This window comes from Sphingobacterium paludis (genome assembly GCF_004364125.1).
In the GTDB taxonomy this organism is placed as follows: Bacteria; Bacteroidota; Bacteroidia; order Sphingobacteriales; family Sphingobacteriaceae; genus Sphingobacterium; species Sphingobacterium paludis.
On sequence record NZ_SNZV01000003.1, the window covers coordinates 38,125 to 52,853 of the forward strand.

Annotated in this window: 15 protein-coding genes; 5 read left to right on the top strand and 10 right to left on the bottom strand. The window is 44.0% G+C overall.

The genetic code is table 11. The features are described 5' to 3' along the window. Window positions 1-3: 3 nt before the first annotated feature. Genes B0I21_RS06160 through B0I21_RS06200 form a run of 9 tightly spaced genes read right to left on the bottom strand, consistent with a single transcriptional unit; the run spans window position 4 to window position 7,572 of the window. A complete protein-coding gene (locus tag B0I21_RS06160) occupies window positions 4-465 on the bottom strand; it encodes an ABC transporter permease (protein WP_133639604.1) in 462 nt (153 codons plus the stop codon). After that, window positions 465-893, bottom strand: a complete 429-nt coding sequence (locus tag B0I21_RS06165) for a hypothetical protein (protein ID WP_133639605.1) — start codon at window positions 891-893, stop codon at window positions 465-467. The genes B0I21_RS06160 and B0I21_RS06165 overlap by 1 nt, the downstream gene beginning before the upstream one ends. Continuing rightward, window positions 893-2,026, bottom strand: coding sequence for a beta-ketoacyl-ACP synthase III (locus B0I21_RS06170; protein WP_133639606.1), 1,134 nt, complete (start codon window positions 2,024-2,026; stop codon window positions 893-895). The genes B0I21_RS06165 and B0I21_RS06170 overlap by 1 nt, the downstream gene beginning before the upstream one ends. Before the next feature lies 1 nt (window position 2,027). After that, complete coding sequence (locus B0I21_RS06175) at window positions 2,028-2,933, bottom strand: NADPH-dependent FMN reductase family protein (protein WP_133639607.1); 906 nt, start codon at window positions 2,931-2,933, stop codon at window positions 2,028-2,030. Window positions 2,934-2,941: 8 nt separating this feature from the next. Beyond that, window positions 2,942-3,829 carry an LpxL/LpxP family acyltransferase gene (locus B0I21_RS06180; RefSeq protein WP_133639608.1) on the bottom strand — a complete coding sequence of 296 codons (888 nt, stop codon included), beginning with the start codon at window positions 3,827-3,829 and terminating at the stop codon, window positions 2,942-2,944. A 9-nt stretch (window positions 3,830-3,838) separates the two neighbouring features. Continuing rightward, entirely contained in the window at window positions 3,839-4,093 is a 255-nt protein-coding gene (locus B0I21_RS06185; protein WP_133639609.1) for a phosphopantetheine-binding protein, read from the bottom strand. Further along, window positions 4,086-5,312 carry a beta-ketoacyl-[acyl-carrier-protein] synthase family protein gene (locus tag B0I21_RS06190; RefSeq protein WP_133639610.1) on the bottom strand — a complete coding sequence of 409 codons (1,227 nt, stop codon included), beginning with the start codon at window positions 5,310-5,312 and terminating at the stop codon, window positions 4,086-4,088. Before B0I21_RS06190 ends, B0I21_RS06185 begins: the two co-directional genes overlap by 8 nt. Before the next feature lie 8 nt (window positions 5,313-5,320). Next, complete coding sequence (gene fabG / locus B0I21_RS06195) at window positions 5,321-6,052, bottom strand: 3-oxoacyl-ACP reductase FabG (protein WP_133639611.1); 732 nt, start codon at window positions 6,050-6,052, stop codon at window positions 5,321-5,323. Between the two features lie 2 nt (window positions 6,053-6,054). Beyond that, window positions 6,055-7,572 (bottom strand): HAL/PAL/TAL family ammonia-lyase, encoded by a 1,518-nt coding sequence (locus B0I21_RS06200; protein WP_133639612.1) that lies wholly within the window; start codon window positions 7,570-7,572, stop codon window positions 6,055-6,057. A gap of 126 nt (window positions 7,573-7,698) precedes the next feature. Between B0I21_RS06200 and B0I21_RS06205 the strand changes: the two genes are divergently transcribed. Beyond that, on the top strand, window positions 7,699-8,955 hold the full coding sequence (locus B0I21_RS06205) for an NAD(P)/FAD-dependent oxidoreductase (RefSeq protein ID WP_133639613.1): 1,257 nt from the start codon (window positions 7,699-7,701) through the stop codon (window positions 8,953-8,955). Between the two features lie 84 nt (window positions 8,956-9,039). On the opposite strand, the gene gltX is transcribed toward B0I21_RS06205, so the two are convergent. Next, a complete protein-coding gene (gltX, locus tag B0I21_RS06210; RefSeq protein ID WP_133639614.1) occupies window positions 9,040-10,560 on the bottom strand; it encodes a glutamate--tRNA ligase in 1,521 nt (506 codons plus the stop codon). Between the two features lie 95 nt (window positions 10,561-10,655). Here gltX and B0I21_RS06215 point away from each other — a divergent pair, with 95 nt between their 5' ends. The 4 genes from B0I21_RS06215 (at window position 10,656) to B0I21_RS06230 (ending at window position 14,357) form a co-directional block, all read left to right on the top strand. Next, window positions 10,656-11,900 (top strand): sensor histidine kinase, encoded by a 1,245-nt coding sequence (locus B0I21_RS06215; RefSeq protein WP_133639615.1) that lies wholly within the window; start codon window positions 10,656-10,658, stop codon window positions 11,898-11,900. Further along, entirely contained in the window at window positions 11,881-12,423 is a 543-nt protein-coding gene (locus B0I21_RS06220) for a DinB family protein (RefSeq protein WP_133639616.1), read from the top strand. The genes B0I21_RS06215 and B0I21_RS06220 overlap by 20 nt, the downstream gene beginning before the upstream one ends. Further along, window positions 12,404-12,832, top strand: coding sequence for a hotdog fold thioesterase (locus B0I21_RS06225; protein WP_133639617.1), 429 nt, complete (start codon window positions 12,404-12,406; stop codon window positions 12,830-12,832). The genes B0I21_RS06220 and B0I21_RS06225 overlap by 20 nt, the downstream gene beginning before the upstream one ends. Before the next feature lie 247 nt (window positions 12,833-13,079). Then, the gene (locus B0I21_RS06230) at window positions 13,080-14,357 is read left to right on the top strand and encodes a sugar MFS transporter (protein WP_133639618.1); all 1,278 of its coding nucleotides are present in this window, start codon (window positions 13,080-13,082) and stop codon (window positions 14,355-14,357) included. Window positions 14,358-14,729 lie beyond the last annotated feature (372 nt).

Consider the following 14,729-nt stretch of genomic DNA (forward strand, 5'->3'; position numbering starts at 1 on the left):
CTGTTATTGCTTTTTTAAATACAAATTTATCTCGGCTGTAGACAACAATTCCTGGTCTTGCTTCGCTTTTACAACCATGGTGCAAATGGAGTAATCGTCGCCATCAAATTTTGATGTTAGCGTTGACTCGGTCAAAATCCGCTGGCCTACCACAGGCAGCTTCAGGATCGTCATGTTTTTCACGCCCGAGATAAATCCTATTATTCTCTTGTCAGAAGCAGGATCATAGTCTGCACTGTAGAATCGCTGTCCCACAATGGACGAACAGGTTTGTGCCATATTCTCCATAAGGCCGACTTCCTGAAAATAACCATCTTCTAAAAAAATATTATCCGACTGAACAACAAAGCTACAGACTACATGGTTTTCTGAAATATCCAAAATAGAATCGACCATCAGCATGGGCGATCTATGGGGGAGAAAATCCTCGATATGGATAAGGGTATTGTATACGTATTCAGCCATTATGTTTCTGCTATTACCGTCTTCATTTGCGATTTGGCAATGATCACTTCATCTAATTTAGTAATAATTTCTACCAAAGTGACACCCATAAACTCTTGAATGAGTTGCACATTCGTGTAGATCTGCTCGCCAACCGTTGGCAAAGCAAAAATCTCCACCTGCTGCATCGCACCGATGTAGCCTACAGGAGCCGTCTCGCCACGCAAATGGTAACCAAAGCCCGTATGCAGGGCAACCGATTGTGCCATATGCTCCAATAAACCGCTCTCGACAAGGGTGTTTTCCTGAACAAAAATATTGTCAGCTTCGATGAGGAAACTCGCCGTCAAATCGGCTGCAGAATACAATTCCAGACCGGATACCATCACCATCGGCGGACGTTGCGGGATAAGGTTTAGGAGCTGGGGCCCGGCTATCGGCAAATTCATTAGCACACGGTTAGATAAGCGTAAGCGTACGTAAACCGAGCGCTTTCCGGAACACAAAGCATGATGTGTTGCCCTTTTTTCAACTTTCCACTATGGAAAAGCTCTTCTAAAACCAAGTACACCGATCCCGCACCGACATTACCCACGTCACGCAAATTCATATACCATTTACTTCGTTCTATTTCAATACCCGCATCGGCAAAACCTTGGTATAAACCGTCGACGAAATACTGCGAAGAAACATGAGGAAGCAGGTAGTCAATATCAGCAGGGCTAATGTTGTTTTTTTCCATAGCAAGCTTCATGCTTTCCACGCCCTTGGATAGAATATGTTTATCCAACAGCTTGGTATCCTGCTTCACGGCGAATATGGATTTCGACAACCATTCCTCAGACGTATAGTCCGAAAATGATTTTAAAGCGCCCGTTTCGGTTTTGTCGGCGCCTGCGTACATACATACGTCGAGTTCATGCGCATAGGAGTAGCCTTCCATCCATTCGATTTTTAGAGACATCTCGCCTTTGGCTTCGTTTTCCAAAAGCATAGCTCCAGCACCATCAGACAACATCCACCTTAAAAAATCCTTATTAAAACCGATGATAGGCTGTTGCTCCAATTGTTTAAGATTCTCGACCTCTTTATTGAAATGGTCTGCTAACATCCAGGAAGACATTCTTTCCGAACCGGTACAAACAGCATTGTTCGTATTACCTGATTTTACAGACAAAAATCCAAATTTCAACGCATTCATACCTGCACAACAGTTTCCGGCAGCAGAATTCACTTCTACATTTCGATTTCCGAGCTCGCCATGTACCATCACCGCATGCGAGGGCATTAAATAATCGGGCGAAGAGGTGCCACAGGACAGCAACTCCATATCCGTTGCTTTAAAAGCATCGTCGAAAAGGCCGTTGATCGCCTCAGCGGTAAGCTCAGCATTCGTATGGGTGGGTGATCCGGATTCGGTCAACGCGTAATAACGGGTTTTTATACCATTGTTGCGCAGCACAATTCGTCTGGCTTTTGATTCCCGGTCATTTATCTTCCCGAGAAAAGACTCCATACCCTCATTGTCAACAGGAGCGTTGGGCAGAAATTTCGCTATTTTATTTATATAAACTTCGTTCATGTTAAATTCCTTCGTAATGTTGCCTTTCTCGCCTATACTTCAAAAAGTATAAAAGCGGATAAAGGAACAGCTCTATGAGATAAACTATCGGGGAAATTCCATAAATGGCAAACACCACATAGTATTTAAATAGGCTGATGAGGCGCTTCCTTTTCCTTGGATTTCGGAGAATAAGGGACGACCAAATTTTAAACATTCGGTTTCCTTTTTGATCCATGGATACCAAAAAAAATCGGTAGTCAATTGCGCCTTCTTGCACCAGTTGCTTTTGCAAACCTTCAAAAATACCTTTTTTTAGGCATGTTAACACAACTTTCCCATATTTATCTGCTGTTTGTATTTCTTTTTCTGAAACACCCGGCTTCGGAAAAACCCCGTAAGCCTTTCGTTTCTTGCCAGAAAACATCCAATCTACAATGGTAATCACCGATACCAAATTGTGGTGGCGATCCGTTAGGGCAATGTTGCCCACTAAAAGCGCTTCATTCTGCTGCAGCAAAACCTTGACCTTATCTTGTGCCAACGCCCACATATTTCGGCTGCCGCTCACGGTGACTACCGGCGTATTGGCCAATATCTTCTTTGCGTAGTTGCTTTTCAAAAATGAATTTATAGGGATAGACGGACTCAAATACCAAACCTGATAATGCAAAACGACCAGATCATAAGGTGTATCAAGCACATGATTTGCTGGGGGATGTATCTCCTCCGGAATTTGTGCAAATGTCTCCGGGAACGTATTGAAAAAAGCGTCGGATGTCCAAGGAAAAGGAAAACGATGCACCATCTTTATTTCGTAAAAGTCGACCGCTATGGATGCATCGTCGAAAAAGGGTTTTGCGATAGATTTAGCAATCTCTTCGAGTTGCCCGGATTGAGAAAAATAAATAAACAGAACCCTTTTCATTGTCTCTTTTAATTGTTTTTGTTCGATGACCAAAAATCGAAAAAGTTAAACCACTGCAGCGGGTATCGTGCTAACATCTGCTCCACGCTAGTGCGATAGGCTTCCAAGTAAGATTGTGGATCTCTTCGCTTGACCTGCTCTGCGCGACGTGCGTACAAATGATAATGTAGATTCTTCTCTTTCATTACATAGACAAAGATTACCGGCACACCCAAGCGCGAAGCGATATGGAAGGGCCCGGCAGGAAACGAAGTCTCCTTGCCAAGAAAGCTACACTCCAATGTCTTCATACCCTCGAAATATCGATCGCCAGTGAAACAAATGAGCTCGTTATTGGATAACGCATCCCCAATTTCGAAAACATGTGACATATCTTCTTTGATATGGATAAACTTCACAGACGACTCCGCATTTATCCTTTCCAGATACTCTTTGATTAGTGTTCGTTCTTGATCCACCGTCACCAAATTGATCTGAAAATTAAGATCGATATCGGCAAAGAACTTATCGGCTATCTCGAAGTTGCCGACATGCGCAGATATTAAAATACCCCCACGTTGGGCGTCTAACGCGTCCTTCAGTGTTTCAATGCCATCAAATTCGTACGTGAACCGATCACGCAACCCTGCAGAAATAGCGACTTTGTCAATGATGGTCTGACCGAATACAAAATACAAGCGATAGACAGCGCAAAATGCCGTCCAAAAGCCGTAACCTTGACGCTGCCGGAGGTAATAGTATACCGCTCGGAAACTTTTCGGATTGAAGAGGAAATAGTACAGTGCCACGAAGATAAGGAGAGCATACGCCGCCCTGACACCTGCTTTTTTTATCAGAAATACAAATATCTTATAGCCAAGGAGTGTTCCTTTAGATTTTCCGTCCCATTGGCTCATTGCACGTTGTTAGTTTTTTGCTCCTATCTTGCGTGCTACTACATCATAAAAATCCTGGAACGTTACCATCTCTGCGAAATCTGCTTCAACGAGTTTTACGCCAAAATTCGATTCAATAATAACAACCAAATCAACATAGTCCAAGCTATCTAGGTCGAGCGATTCTTTCAAAGATGCATCCGGACTGATAACCTCCTCGTCAACCTCAAACTCCTCAATCAATATTTCGTTTATCTTTTGATGTATGCTCACCTTATTATTCATTATTAAATTTCTTGACTACCAATGCGGAATTGGTTCCTCCAAAACCGAAAGAGTTAGACAAATATATATCAAATTCTTGTTTTATTGTGTGGGAAACGAAATTTAAATCGTGTAGATCATCATCGGGTTCTTCCAAATTGATGGATGGTGCGATAAAGCCGTGCTGCATCATCAACGTGGAGTAAACAATCTCGGATGATCCTGCCATCCAGCACTCATGCCCTGTCATTGACTTTGTCGAGCTTACAAATGGCCTACTGCCAAAAACCTCCAATATGGCTTTCGCTTCATTGGCATCGCCAATGGGTGTAGACGTAGCGTGCGCGTTAATGTAATCAACGTCTTCAGGTTTCACGTTAGCTTGTTCCAGAGCCCTTCGCATAGCCTTTGCGGGGCCTTCGATATTGGGCGTAGATATGTGGCCAGCGTTGGAGGAAAAACCATAACCGAGTACCTCTGCGATGATGGGCGCGCCACGCGCGATTGCCGATTCGTAGCTTTCCAAGATAACCGTTGCCGCACCGCCACTAGGGACCAAGCCTGTACGCTTTTTATCAAATGGGCGCGAGGCTTGTGTAGGGTGTTCGATATCGGTAGCAAAAACGCCAAGTCCGTCGAAACTTGCCATTGCATAGGGGTTGATTTCTTGCGCCCCTCCACAGATGATCAGATCTTGCAAGCCCTGTTGAATAAACATAAATCCCAAGCCGATCGCGTGTGAACCACTGGCACACGCCGCACTAATCGTCATATTAACACCCGATAAACCAAAAATTGTCGCCAAATTCATCGTCACGGTGGAGTTCATGGATTTGAAAATAGCGCCTGAACCAATCAATTGTGTATCTTTCTTTTCTCGAGCGATATCCGTGGCATCGATAACAGCTTTTGATACACTGTCGTTGCCGTACAGGATACCCACTTCTCGGCTGAGGACGCTTTCTTCATCGAGATGCGCATTCCGAAGAGCTTCCACCGTCGCCATATAGGCATATTCCGATTCTTCACCCATGCTAATGCGCTGTCTCCGGCTCAGCACTTTCTTGAGGTCGGGCGTGGGCACCATACCGGTTAATGGCGACTTAAACCCGAAATCCAAACGCTCCTGATCCACAACAATTCCCGATTTTCCATCAAAAAGGGACTGCCTGACTTCGTCTAAGTTTGTTCCGATACAGGAATAGATCCCCATTCCAGTGATCACCACGCGCTTATTCATATGTTCTCTTACGAATAAATTCCACCATTGATATTAATCACCTCGCCGGTGATATAGCTTGATTTTTTGGACGCCAGAAAACAAACGAGGTCGGCAACCTCATCCACTTCTCCAAAGCGGTTTAGCGGAATCATTTTCGTAAGTTCCTTTTCGTCCATATCTTGCGTCATATCTGTCCGTATAAATCCGGGCGCTACAGCATTCACGGTAATATTACGTTTGGCAACTTCTTGTGCCAATGCTTTGGTAGCACCAATCACGCCGGCCTTCGCCGCCGAATAATTCACCTGCCCTGCGGTACCCTTTACACCAGATATCGAGACAATATTGATAATCCGACCGTACCTGTTACGTAACAGTTTTTGAATAAAAAAGTTTGTGACGTTATAAAAGCCTTGTAGGGAAATGTGTAAAACGGAGGACCAATCTTCCGGAGTCATCCACATAAACAAACCGTCTTTCGCAATACCGGCATTGTTCACAATCACTTCCACTATCGCATCCGCATTTTTGGCCGACCACGCCCCAAGCACATCCAACACGTCTTTGGCGTTGCTCACATCGAATTGTAGCAATTCTCCCGAGCCGCCGGCCGCCTGAATGTGGTTCAAGGTTTCCATCGCCGCCGCCTCATTTCCTTTATAATTTATCAGTACGTGATAGCCTAACTCAATAGCCAATTTGTGACAAACTGCACGACCTATACCACGTGACCCCCCTGTTACCAATGCACTTTTCATAATTATTTCATCAAATATTCTTTTACCTGCTGTATTGCCGGGTAGAGCGGTTTATCCTCAGAAAATGCTGGAATGATGGTTCTAACATCTTGATAAACCTGCTTTGTTTTTGAAGATACAAAATTTTGATAATTTAACAGGTCGATCGCCTGGCATACCGATATCATCTGAATAGCTAGTACTTCAAACGCATTGACAATGACCTTATGGGCGATAACAGCCGCATTGGTTCCCATACTCACGATATCTTGATTATCGTTGTTATTCGGGATACTGTGGATATACATGGAAGTAGAAAGCGTTTGGTTTTCCGCGGTGGTCGACGTTGCGGTAAACTGGGCACCCTGCATTCCAAAATTGAAACCAAGCTTGCCCATATTCACAAATGGAGGCAAAATCTCGTTTATCTTACTGTTCATTAAATAATTGAGCTGCCTTTCGGACAACATGGTCAACCGCGTTACAGCAAGTTTTAACTTATCCATTTCCAATGCAATGTAATCGCCGTGGAAGTTTCCGCCATGGTATACGTTTCTATCATCCACAGCGATGATCGGATTGTCGCTGACGGAGTTTAATTCATCTTCCAGAATTTGTCCAGCTTGTGTAATGGTCTCCAACACGGGTCCTAAAATCTGCGGCACACAGCGCAGGGAATAGTATTCCTGTACTTTGTCTTTAAAAATCTCTTCTTGGTTATTTCCAGAGTATAGATCCTCTTCTCGCTTCTTAATAAGCTTACTATCCGCTAGATGCTCACGCATTGCGGAAGCCACGGCCTGCTGCCCTTGGTGAAGTTTAACTCCGTTTAACGTGGCCGAGTAATGGTCATCATGTGCTTTGACCACTTCATTCATCGTACACGCTAGCCAAATAGACCAGTCGTAGAGTTTACGCGCGTAAAAGAAATTGACCAGTCCAATCCCCGTCATCACCGAGGTGCCATTGATTAGGGAAAGCCCTTCGCGAACCACCACTTCGATCGGCTTTAAACCTAGCTCTTCAAAAACCGTTGAAGTAAGTCTGCGCTCGCCCTTATACAGCACCTCGCCCTCGCCTATTAATACCAAGGCCAAATGCGCAAGTTGTACTAAATCGCCGCTCGCTCCTACGCCACCGTGCGCAAAAATAACAGGCGTAATGTCTTGGTTGACAAACACCTGCAAAAGATCTATAACGCTCCTGTGCACCCCACTTTTCCCTTTCGAGATATTGGTGAGGCGAGTCAACATTGCTGCCTTAACTTGCAGCGGCGAAAGCAAATCACCTGTGCCAGCGGCATGACTTCGTATTAAATTATATTGTAATTGATGCGTATCTTCATCTTTAATACGGTACTGCGCCATCGGGCCGAAACCAGTATTTACACCATAAATTATTTTATTTGCAGCAAATTCTTTTAGAAACGAATGGCTCTTTTCAACAACGTCGATCACCTCGTTTTGTACACGTAGCGGTTCATCATTAAATAGCACCTCATAAACTTGAGATAAGGTAAGTTTTTTATCAACTGAAATCATCTGATTGCTGGTTCTTTTCTACTTTTTAGATTAACGCCCAAAAAAAGCACAAATATAACTCTTACATTTGTGGGATATTTAGACACCTGCAAAAGTAATATAATTTAATAGTAATCTGTTACCTATATGCATATCGAGGAAGTAGATATTTTAATTATCGGGGCTGGTCCGTCCGGATGCGTTGCTGCAGGTTATCTCCAGCAAAAGGATGTTCGTGTGAAGGTTATTGAAAAATCGAAATTCCCCCGGCTTGTTGTGGGTGAAAGCCTTATACCGCGTGTGATGGACCATTTTGCAGAAGCTGGTTTGATGGATGCCTTGCAAAAGCAAAATTTCCAGAAAAAACCGGGGGCACGTTTTATTCGCGGTGAAGTGATCAGCATCTTTGATTTCAGCAATAAATTTGGTGAAGGCTGGGATTATACTTGGCAGATTCCGAGAGCTGATTTTGATTTAGCGATGACGCAAGAATTACAGCGCAAAGGTGTGGACATTGCTTTCGAAACCACCGTGACGGCAATCGCATTTCACGGCGGGGAATCGGTTACGACTATCCAGGATCAATCTGGCAATGTTTCCCAGATTCGCGCTCAATTTGTGATTGACTCGAGTGGTTACGGTCGTGTGCTGCCGCGCTTATTGCATCTGGATAAGCCATCACAACTTAATCCGCATTCCGCTATTTTCGCACATGTTAAGGATATTAACCGGCCTGCCGGCATCGAGGGCACACAAATATCGTTCGATGTCTTAGAAACAGAGGTGTGGCTTTGGGTGATTCCCTTCTCAAACGGAAACACCAGCTTGGGTATTGTCGCCCACACCGACTTTATAGAGAAATTGAAAGGGGATTCCAGCACCGCTGAGGCCTTGAAAAAAGCGATTCTTCTATCTGATTTTTATGTCAAGCGCTTCGCCGACACGACATTTGAGTTTGAACCTATTCACTTGAAGAACTATTCGGCGGCAGTGAACAAAATGTTTGGAGATGGGTTTGCCCTGACGGGCAATAGCTCGGAGTTTCTGGATCCTGTATTTTCTTCAGGTGTATGTTTTGCTACGGAATCGGGAATCCTGGCAGCAAAGCTAGCGTTTAGACAACTAAAGGGAGAACGCGTAGATTGGCAAGTAGAGTTCGCGGACTATATGCAGCGTGGTATCGATGTGTTTACGACCTATGTGCGGGAATGGTATACCGGAAATTTGCAAACACTATTTTTTCATCGGCCTGAAAACCAAGATGTTAAACGAAAAATATGCGCTGTTCTTGCTGGTTATGTGTGGAACGAGGAAAATCCGTTTGTCAGGAAACATGATCGCGTAATACGTACGATGGCCTATATGCTAGAAAACAATAAAACGTTTTCGCATGATATGCTTTAGCCTGCCCTTATCCTCTACATAAGCAAAAAACCGCGGTGCCTTGGAAAAAGCACCGCGGTTTTTTGTTGGACAACGCCGTTTGCTTTACCCCAGGTGAGGCAACGCCAACGACACACGTGATGCAACTTCTTGTTTACCCAGCAGCTGAACAATGGCAAACACGTCGGGGCCGAACTTTCCGCCAACCAACATAATTCGAAAAGGCATCATCAATTCGCCAAGTTTAATACCCGAAACGGAAACCTTTTCTTTGAAAAACTTTTCAATTTCCGGCGCCTCCCAGTTATCAATCGCTGTGAATTCCTGCACAAACGATTCAAAAAAGCTTGCTTTCTCCGCATTCCACTTAGGTTTTACAGCATCAAAATCATAGGTTACGGGCCTGTCTATAAAGAACGAAGCTTGTGCCCAAAAATCTTCAACAAAAGTTAGTCGTTCTTTGACTAGGGAAAGAACGGCTTGTAAATAATCATCGGATACCTTTTTATCGCTATGGGCAGCAACAATGTCTTTGATCTGTGGCAAAAGTTGGTCGTTTGTTGCTTGCTTAATCCACTCATGATTGAACCATTTTGCTTTTTCGAAATCAAATTTTGCTCCTGCTTTGCTGATCCTTTCGATGGAAAATTTTTCGATAAGCTCTTCCATGTTAAAGATTTCCTGTTCGGTGCCATCATTCCACCCTAATAGCGCCAACATGTTCACAAAAGCTTGCGGTAGAAACCCCATCTCTCTGAAACCTTTTACTACATCACCCGACTTTGTATCGGCCCAATTCATAGCGTATACAGGAAATCCTAAGCGATCACCGTCGCGCTTGCTTAGCTTGCCATTTCCGTCGGGCTTTAAAATCAATGGTAAATGTGCCCATTGTGGCATCTCGGTCTTCCAACCCAAATAATCCCACAAAAGGATATGCACAGGTGCCGACGGCAACCATTCTTCACCCCGGAAGATGTGCGAGATATCCATCGCTTTATCATCAACAACAACGGCCAAATGATAGGTTGGCATACCATCCGCCTTTAACAACACCTTATCATCCACCAAATTAGTCTCAAAAGAAACACGACCTCGGATCAAATCGTCGAAGTATACGGTTTCGTCGATCGGTATTTTAATACGGATTGTGTGCGGTGTCTGCGCGCTTAAAAGCGTTGCCGTTTCCTCTGCGGATAAGCTTAACGAGTTCCGCAAACGCATTCTATTTTCATGCGAATAGCGAAAATTAGGTTGTGTTTTTCGCTGCTCATCCAATTCCTCCGCTGTATCAAACGCATAATAAGCGTAGCCTGCTTGTACCAGCTGCTCTGCATATTTGCGATAGGAAGGCTTCCGCTCGCTTTGTCGGTAGGGGCCGTATTGTCCTGGTTTTTCGGGGCTCTCATCCGGCGTCATACCGCACCAACTTAAACATTCGGAGATATATTCTTCTGCGCCGGGCACGAAACGTGTCTGGTCGGTATCTTCAATTCTCAACACAAAATCGCCACGGTGCTGGCGCGCAAAAAGGTAATTGAACAAGGCGGTGCGCACGCCCCCAAGATGTAAACCGCCCGTTGGACTAGGCGCAAAACGGACTCTAACTTTTCTTTGCAAACTCATAACCACAAAACTACACATTTCTCCGTGAAAGAGAACATCGCACTTAATGCATCCCCTTCTTTTCGGAATCCCAAAAAATGTCTATTTTGCATTCCATGATCATCAATAAGGACCGTCTTTATCAATACGAGGCCAGACAAAGGTGGAAGGTGTTTCTCTTTACATTTGCCGCACTCATCGCGGGCGCGTCGTTGTTTTACACCAACTACCTCGTCAAAAGCCTTTCGCAGTCAGAAAGGACGAAAGCTGAAGTATGGGCAATGAGTACGCGCAGCATCGTGACGATGCCGGATGTCGACGACCAGTTTATAAGCTTCGTGTATGCCGTTCGAGACAGCCTATCTATCCCGGCAATCATTACGAACGAAAAAGGAAACATTATATTTTGGCGAGGGCTCGATTCTACAAAAACGAACATTAAAGAGCTGGTGGATACTGCAGATCAGAACCTTGTCTATGACCCCATCTATTTTGAAAAGCAATTGGCGAGGATGAAGCGAAACCATAGCCCTATCGACCTTCAGCTGGATACGGGAGAAGTGTGGTCGGTTTACTATCGCGATTCCGATGCACTGCGCCAGCTGCGCATCTTTCCGTATCTACAACTATCGCTTATCGCGCTCTTCCTCATCATCGCGTACACGGTTTTTAACTCTATTAAAAAAACGGAGCAAAACCTCGTGTGGGTAGGTATGGCAAAAGAAGCTGCACATCAATTGGGCACGCCCATATCGTCGCTTATGGGCTGGCTGGAGCTCGTAAGAACAAAGTTTGACGCCGAGGAGGATAATATATTGAACGAAATGGAACGGGATGTAAAAAGGCTGGAGATTGTTGCGGACCGATTTTCAAAGATCGGATCCACGCCAACGCTAAGTAGCCATATGGTTTTCCCCGTTATTCAAGATTTTGTACAGTACTTCCGTGTTCGAACAAGCGAAAAAATTACGTTCCAACTCACGGGTGACAAGACGGTGGAAGCGAAACTAAACGTGCCCCTGTTTGACTGGATTATAGAAAATTTGTTAAAAAATGCCGTTAATGCGATTGAGTCAGAAGGAAAAATAGTGGTTAACATTATCGATAACATTGCAAAAGAGGAAATTTTTATAGACATTAGCGATACGGGAAGAGGCATTCCAAAATCAAATTTTGATACCGTCTTTCAACCCGGATTTACAACACGAAAACGCGGATGGGGATTAGGTCTTAGCTTAACAAAGCGTATGGTAGATTATCATCAAGGCCAAATATTTGTGAAGGAATCAGAACTAGGTAAAGGAACAACATTTAGAATTATACTTAAAAGCAATCTTCGATATGAACCCACTCAAGTCTGATGAATATCCAGCAATATACACAGATTACATAGAAAATGTAGTCGGCTCTGTACTAGAGGAACTCCAACATCAGCTGACAACTTTCCCGGAATTTATACAGGGCATACCTGAAGACAAAGGCGATTTTACCTACGCAGAAGGAAAATGGAGCGTTAAAGAGGTGCTGTGCCACATCCTTGATACCGAGCGTGTGATGGCTTATCGTGCTTTGCGATTCGCTAGGAACGACATGACCGAACTCGCACCATTCGAGCAAGATGAGTTCGTGCAAAACGCGCGACACAATGAACGTTCCTTTGAAAGCATAAAAGAAGAGTTTACCTTCTTACGCAAATCGAACCTCCTCCTATTTGATACATTCAATGAAACCGAGTTGTCCCGCAAAGGCATGGCATCCGGTCGTTTAGTGACTGTTAAAGCCTTCCTCTATGTTATTGCAGGGCATCTGACACATCACCGCATCATCCTTCAGGAGCGTTATTTAAACAATGAAAGCAAAGAGCATGCAGAAAATTTGGTTTAAAGATCACTCCATTGCGGAGATTAATCTTATTTTCAAAACATACATGACAGGTTATCTTGAGATAAAAGCAACAGCGATCCACGATAATATGCTGATCGCTAGTATGCCTATAACCGACAAAGTCAAGCAGCCTTTTGGCATTTTGCACGGTGGCGCCTCCGTGGTCTTAGCTGAATCCGTAGGGAGCGTGGCGTCCAACCTCGTGGTTGATGACGAAAAATATGCGGGCGTGGGGATGGAGGTCAATGCAAATCACCTTAAATCCGTCCATGAAGGGACTTTATTTGCTTATTGCACACCCTTACACTTAGGAGCAAAAAGCCACGTATGGGATATTAAAATAAAAAACGAAAAAGACGTGCTGATCTGTGTATCGCGACTGACGGTGGCGGTCATTGAAAAAAAATAATATTTTTTTAAAACAATATGCGCAGCATCGTTGTACTATATACAAATACCATTAATTGGTTTTATGATACGGTTTAGGTTTTAGAGAGACTCCGCCCAACGTAGTCTCTCTAACTTTTTACATAGAGCAACCGTTTGATCACGACTTCCTATTCTAAATGTCAATATATTTTATTAGTCTTGTATAAACAAAGAAGTGCGTAAGCGCTTACCGTATCACGACACACAAAGACTAACAAATTAAAAGAATGAGTTCAACAACCTCCGGAAAAACTGAGTTCCGCCCCATGGCTATATGCTGTGCACTTTTTTTTATTCTTGGCTTTATTACATGGGCTAATGGCACACTGATTCCATTTCTGAAAATTGCCTGTAACCTTGAAACGGATTTGCAAGCATTTTTTGTGACATTTGCCTCTTACATCGCCTATTTTTTCTTGGCAATACCAAGCTCTTGGATTCTCAAAAAAATTGGCTTTCAGAATGGGTTGGTGGCCAGCTTGATCATCCTTGGATTAGGCTCGTTGATCTTTATTCCTGCTGCGGATAACAGAAGCTACGGACTTTTCTTGACGGGCATCTTTATTCAGGGATCCGGAATGGCTTTGTTGCAAACGGCAGTTAACCCCTATTTAAGCATTATCGGACCTATCGATAGTGCCGCACAACGGATTTCCATTGCCGGATTTTTTAACAAAACTGCCGGTATTATTGTTCCTATCCTTTTTGGTACATTGTTTCTGAAAGATGCCGGCAAGGTAACCGCGCAGCTTGAGGCTGCTACGAATGTGGCAGAGCAGAATGCTATTTTAGACGTACTTATTGCTCGCGTGCACACGCCATACATTTCCCTCGCCGTTATATTTGTCGTCTTTGCGATTTTCTTAAAGTTCACGAAGCTACCAGAGGTAGACGTCGATGCGGAAGAAGAGGTGGATCCTTCACAAGTTGTGCTGCGTAAAACCAGCGTATTTCAGTTTCCTCACCTTTTCCTAGGGTCGCTAGCTATTTTCTTTTGTGTAGCCGTCGAAGTAATGGCCGGAGATATCATTGGGGTGTATGGTAGAGAGTTGAATGTGAGTAGCTTCTTCGTGACCTATGCTACGGCCTTCACATTACTGTGTATGCTAGTAGGATACATCATTGGTATCATCGCAATTCCAAAATTTGTTTCGCAGCAATTTGCCCTTCGTATCTGTACCCTTGTAGGTATACTATTCACAACGATTTCTGTCTTTACTACAGGTACTATATCTTTTATTTTTGTGGCACTACTTGGGATTGCGAACTCTTTGATGTGGCCTGCTATATTTCCTCTAGGAATTAAAGGTCTAGGACGATTTACAAAAACAGGGTCTGCCATTATGATTATGGGAATCGCCGGAGGAGCGATATGGCCGCTAGTGTATGGATATTTAAAAGATTCTTTGCAAGTTGATTTCCAACATGCTTTTCTGTACGCCATGATACCAGCATACTTATACATTTTGTTTTTCGCTGTTAAAGGACACAAAGCCGGAAAATAAATCAGCAGTTACATACTCCCAATGTTTACGGGAAAGCGGCCCGATGAGCTTAGCGTAAAATCGTTAAGCTCATCGGGCTTTTTTACACTCCTCTTCAACAGCTGCCACGAATACCCTCATGAGCGCTTGGCTCCTCTACGCGCGCTTACGCTCCGCAGATATCTGGCTGAACAACGAGAACGCGCAAGCGCATAACATGCATGCGTACACCACCACCGTCCCTCAAAAAACAAACGTTTACGTTAATCTGGAGTAGTTGGAGCCGTTACCCCGTTCCTTGTAATCACAACCTTATACCTGTAATTGGTTGGCGATATGCTTAAGCGAACAGTCGTCCTGCTAATGAAAAAAGGGAGCTACTCGCGTTGAGCA

What these genes read in the sequence shown, in the direction of transcription:
- B0I21_RS06160 (WP_133639604.1), bottom strand. Translation starts at nt 465, where the DNA reads ATGGCTGAATACGTATACAATACCCTTATCCATATCGAGGATTTTCTC.
- B0I21_RS06205 (WP_133639613.1), top strand. Translation starts at nt 7,699, where the DNA reads ATGCATATCGAGGAAGTAGATATTTTAATTATCGGGGCTGGTCCGTCC.
- B0I21_RS06215 (WP_133639615.1), top strand. Translation starts at nt 10,656, where the DNA reads ATGATCATCAATAAGGACCGTCTTTATCAATACGAGGCCAGACAAAGG.
- B0I21_RS06190 (WP_133639610.1), bottom strand. Translation starts at nt 5,312, where the DNA reads ATGAATAAGCGCGTGGTGATCACTGGAATGGGGATCTATTCCTGTATC.
- B0I21_RS06225 (WP_133639617.1), top strand. Translation starts at nt 12,404, where the DNA reads ATGCAGAAAATTTGGTTTAAAGATCACTCCATTGCGGAGATTAATCTT.
- B0I21_RS06220 (WP_133639616.1), top strand. Translation starts at nt 11,881, where the DNA reads ATGAACCCACTCAAGTCTGATGAATATCCAGCAATATACACAGATTAC.
- gltX (WP_133639614.1), bottom strand. Translation starts at nt 10,560, where the DNA reads ATGAGTTTGCAAAGAAAAGTTAGAGTCCGTTTTGCGCCTAGTCCAACG.
- B0I21_RS06175 (WP_133639607.1), bottom strand. Translation starts at nt 2,933, where the DNA reads ATGAAAAGGGTTCTGTTTATTTATTTTTCTCAATCCGGGCAACTCGAA.
- fabG (WP_133639611.1), bottom strand. Translation starts at nt 6,052, where the DNA reads ATGAAAAGTGCATTGGTAACAGGGGGGTCACGTGGTATAGGTCGTGCA.
- B0I21_RS06230 (WP_133639618.1), top strand. Translation starts at nt 13,080, where the DNA reads ATGAGTTCAACAACCTCCGGAAAAACTGAGTTCCGCCCCATGGCTATA.
- B0I21_RS06200 (WP_133639612.1), bottom strand. Translation starts at nt 7,572, where the DNA reads ATGATTTCAGTTGATAAAAAACTTACCTTATCTCAAGTTTATGAGGTG.
- B0I21_RS06165 (WP_133639605.1), bottom strand. Translation starts at nt 893, where the DNA reads ATGAATTTGCCGATAGCCGGGCCCCAGCTCCTAAACCTTATCCCGCAA.
- B0I21_RS06170 (WP_133639606.1), bottom strand. Translation starts at nt 2,026, where the DNA reads ATGAACGAAGTTTATATAAATAAAATAGCGAAATTTCTGCCCAACGCT.
- B0I21_RS06185 (WP_133639609.1), bottom strand. Translation starts at nt 4,093, where the DNA reads ATGAATAATAAGGTGAGCATACATCAAAAGATAAACGAAATATTGATT.
- B0I21_RS06180 (WP_133639608.1), bottom strand. Translation starts at nt 3,829, where the DNA reads ATGAGCCAATGGGACGGAAAATCTAAAGGAACACTCCTTGGCTATAAG.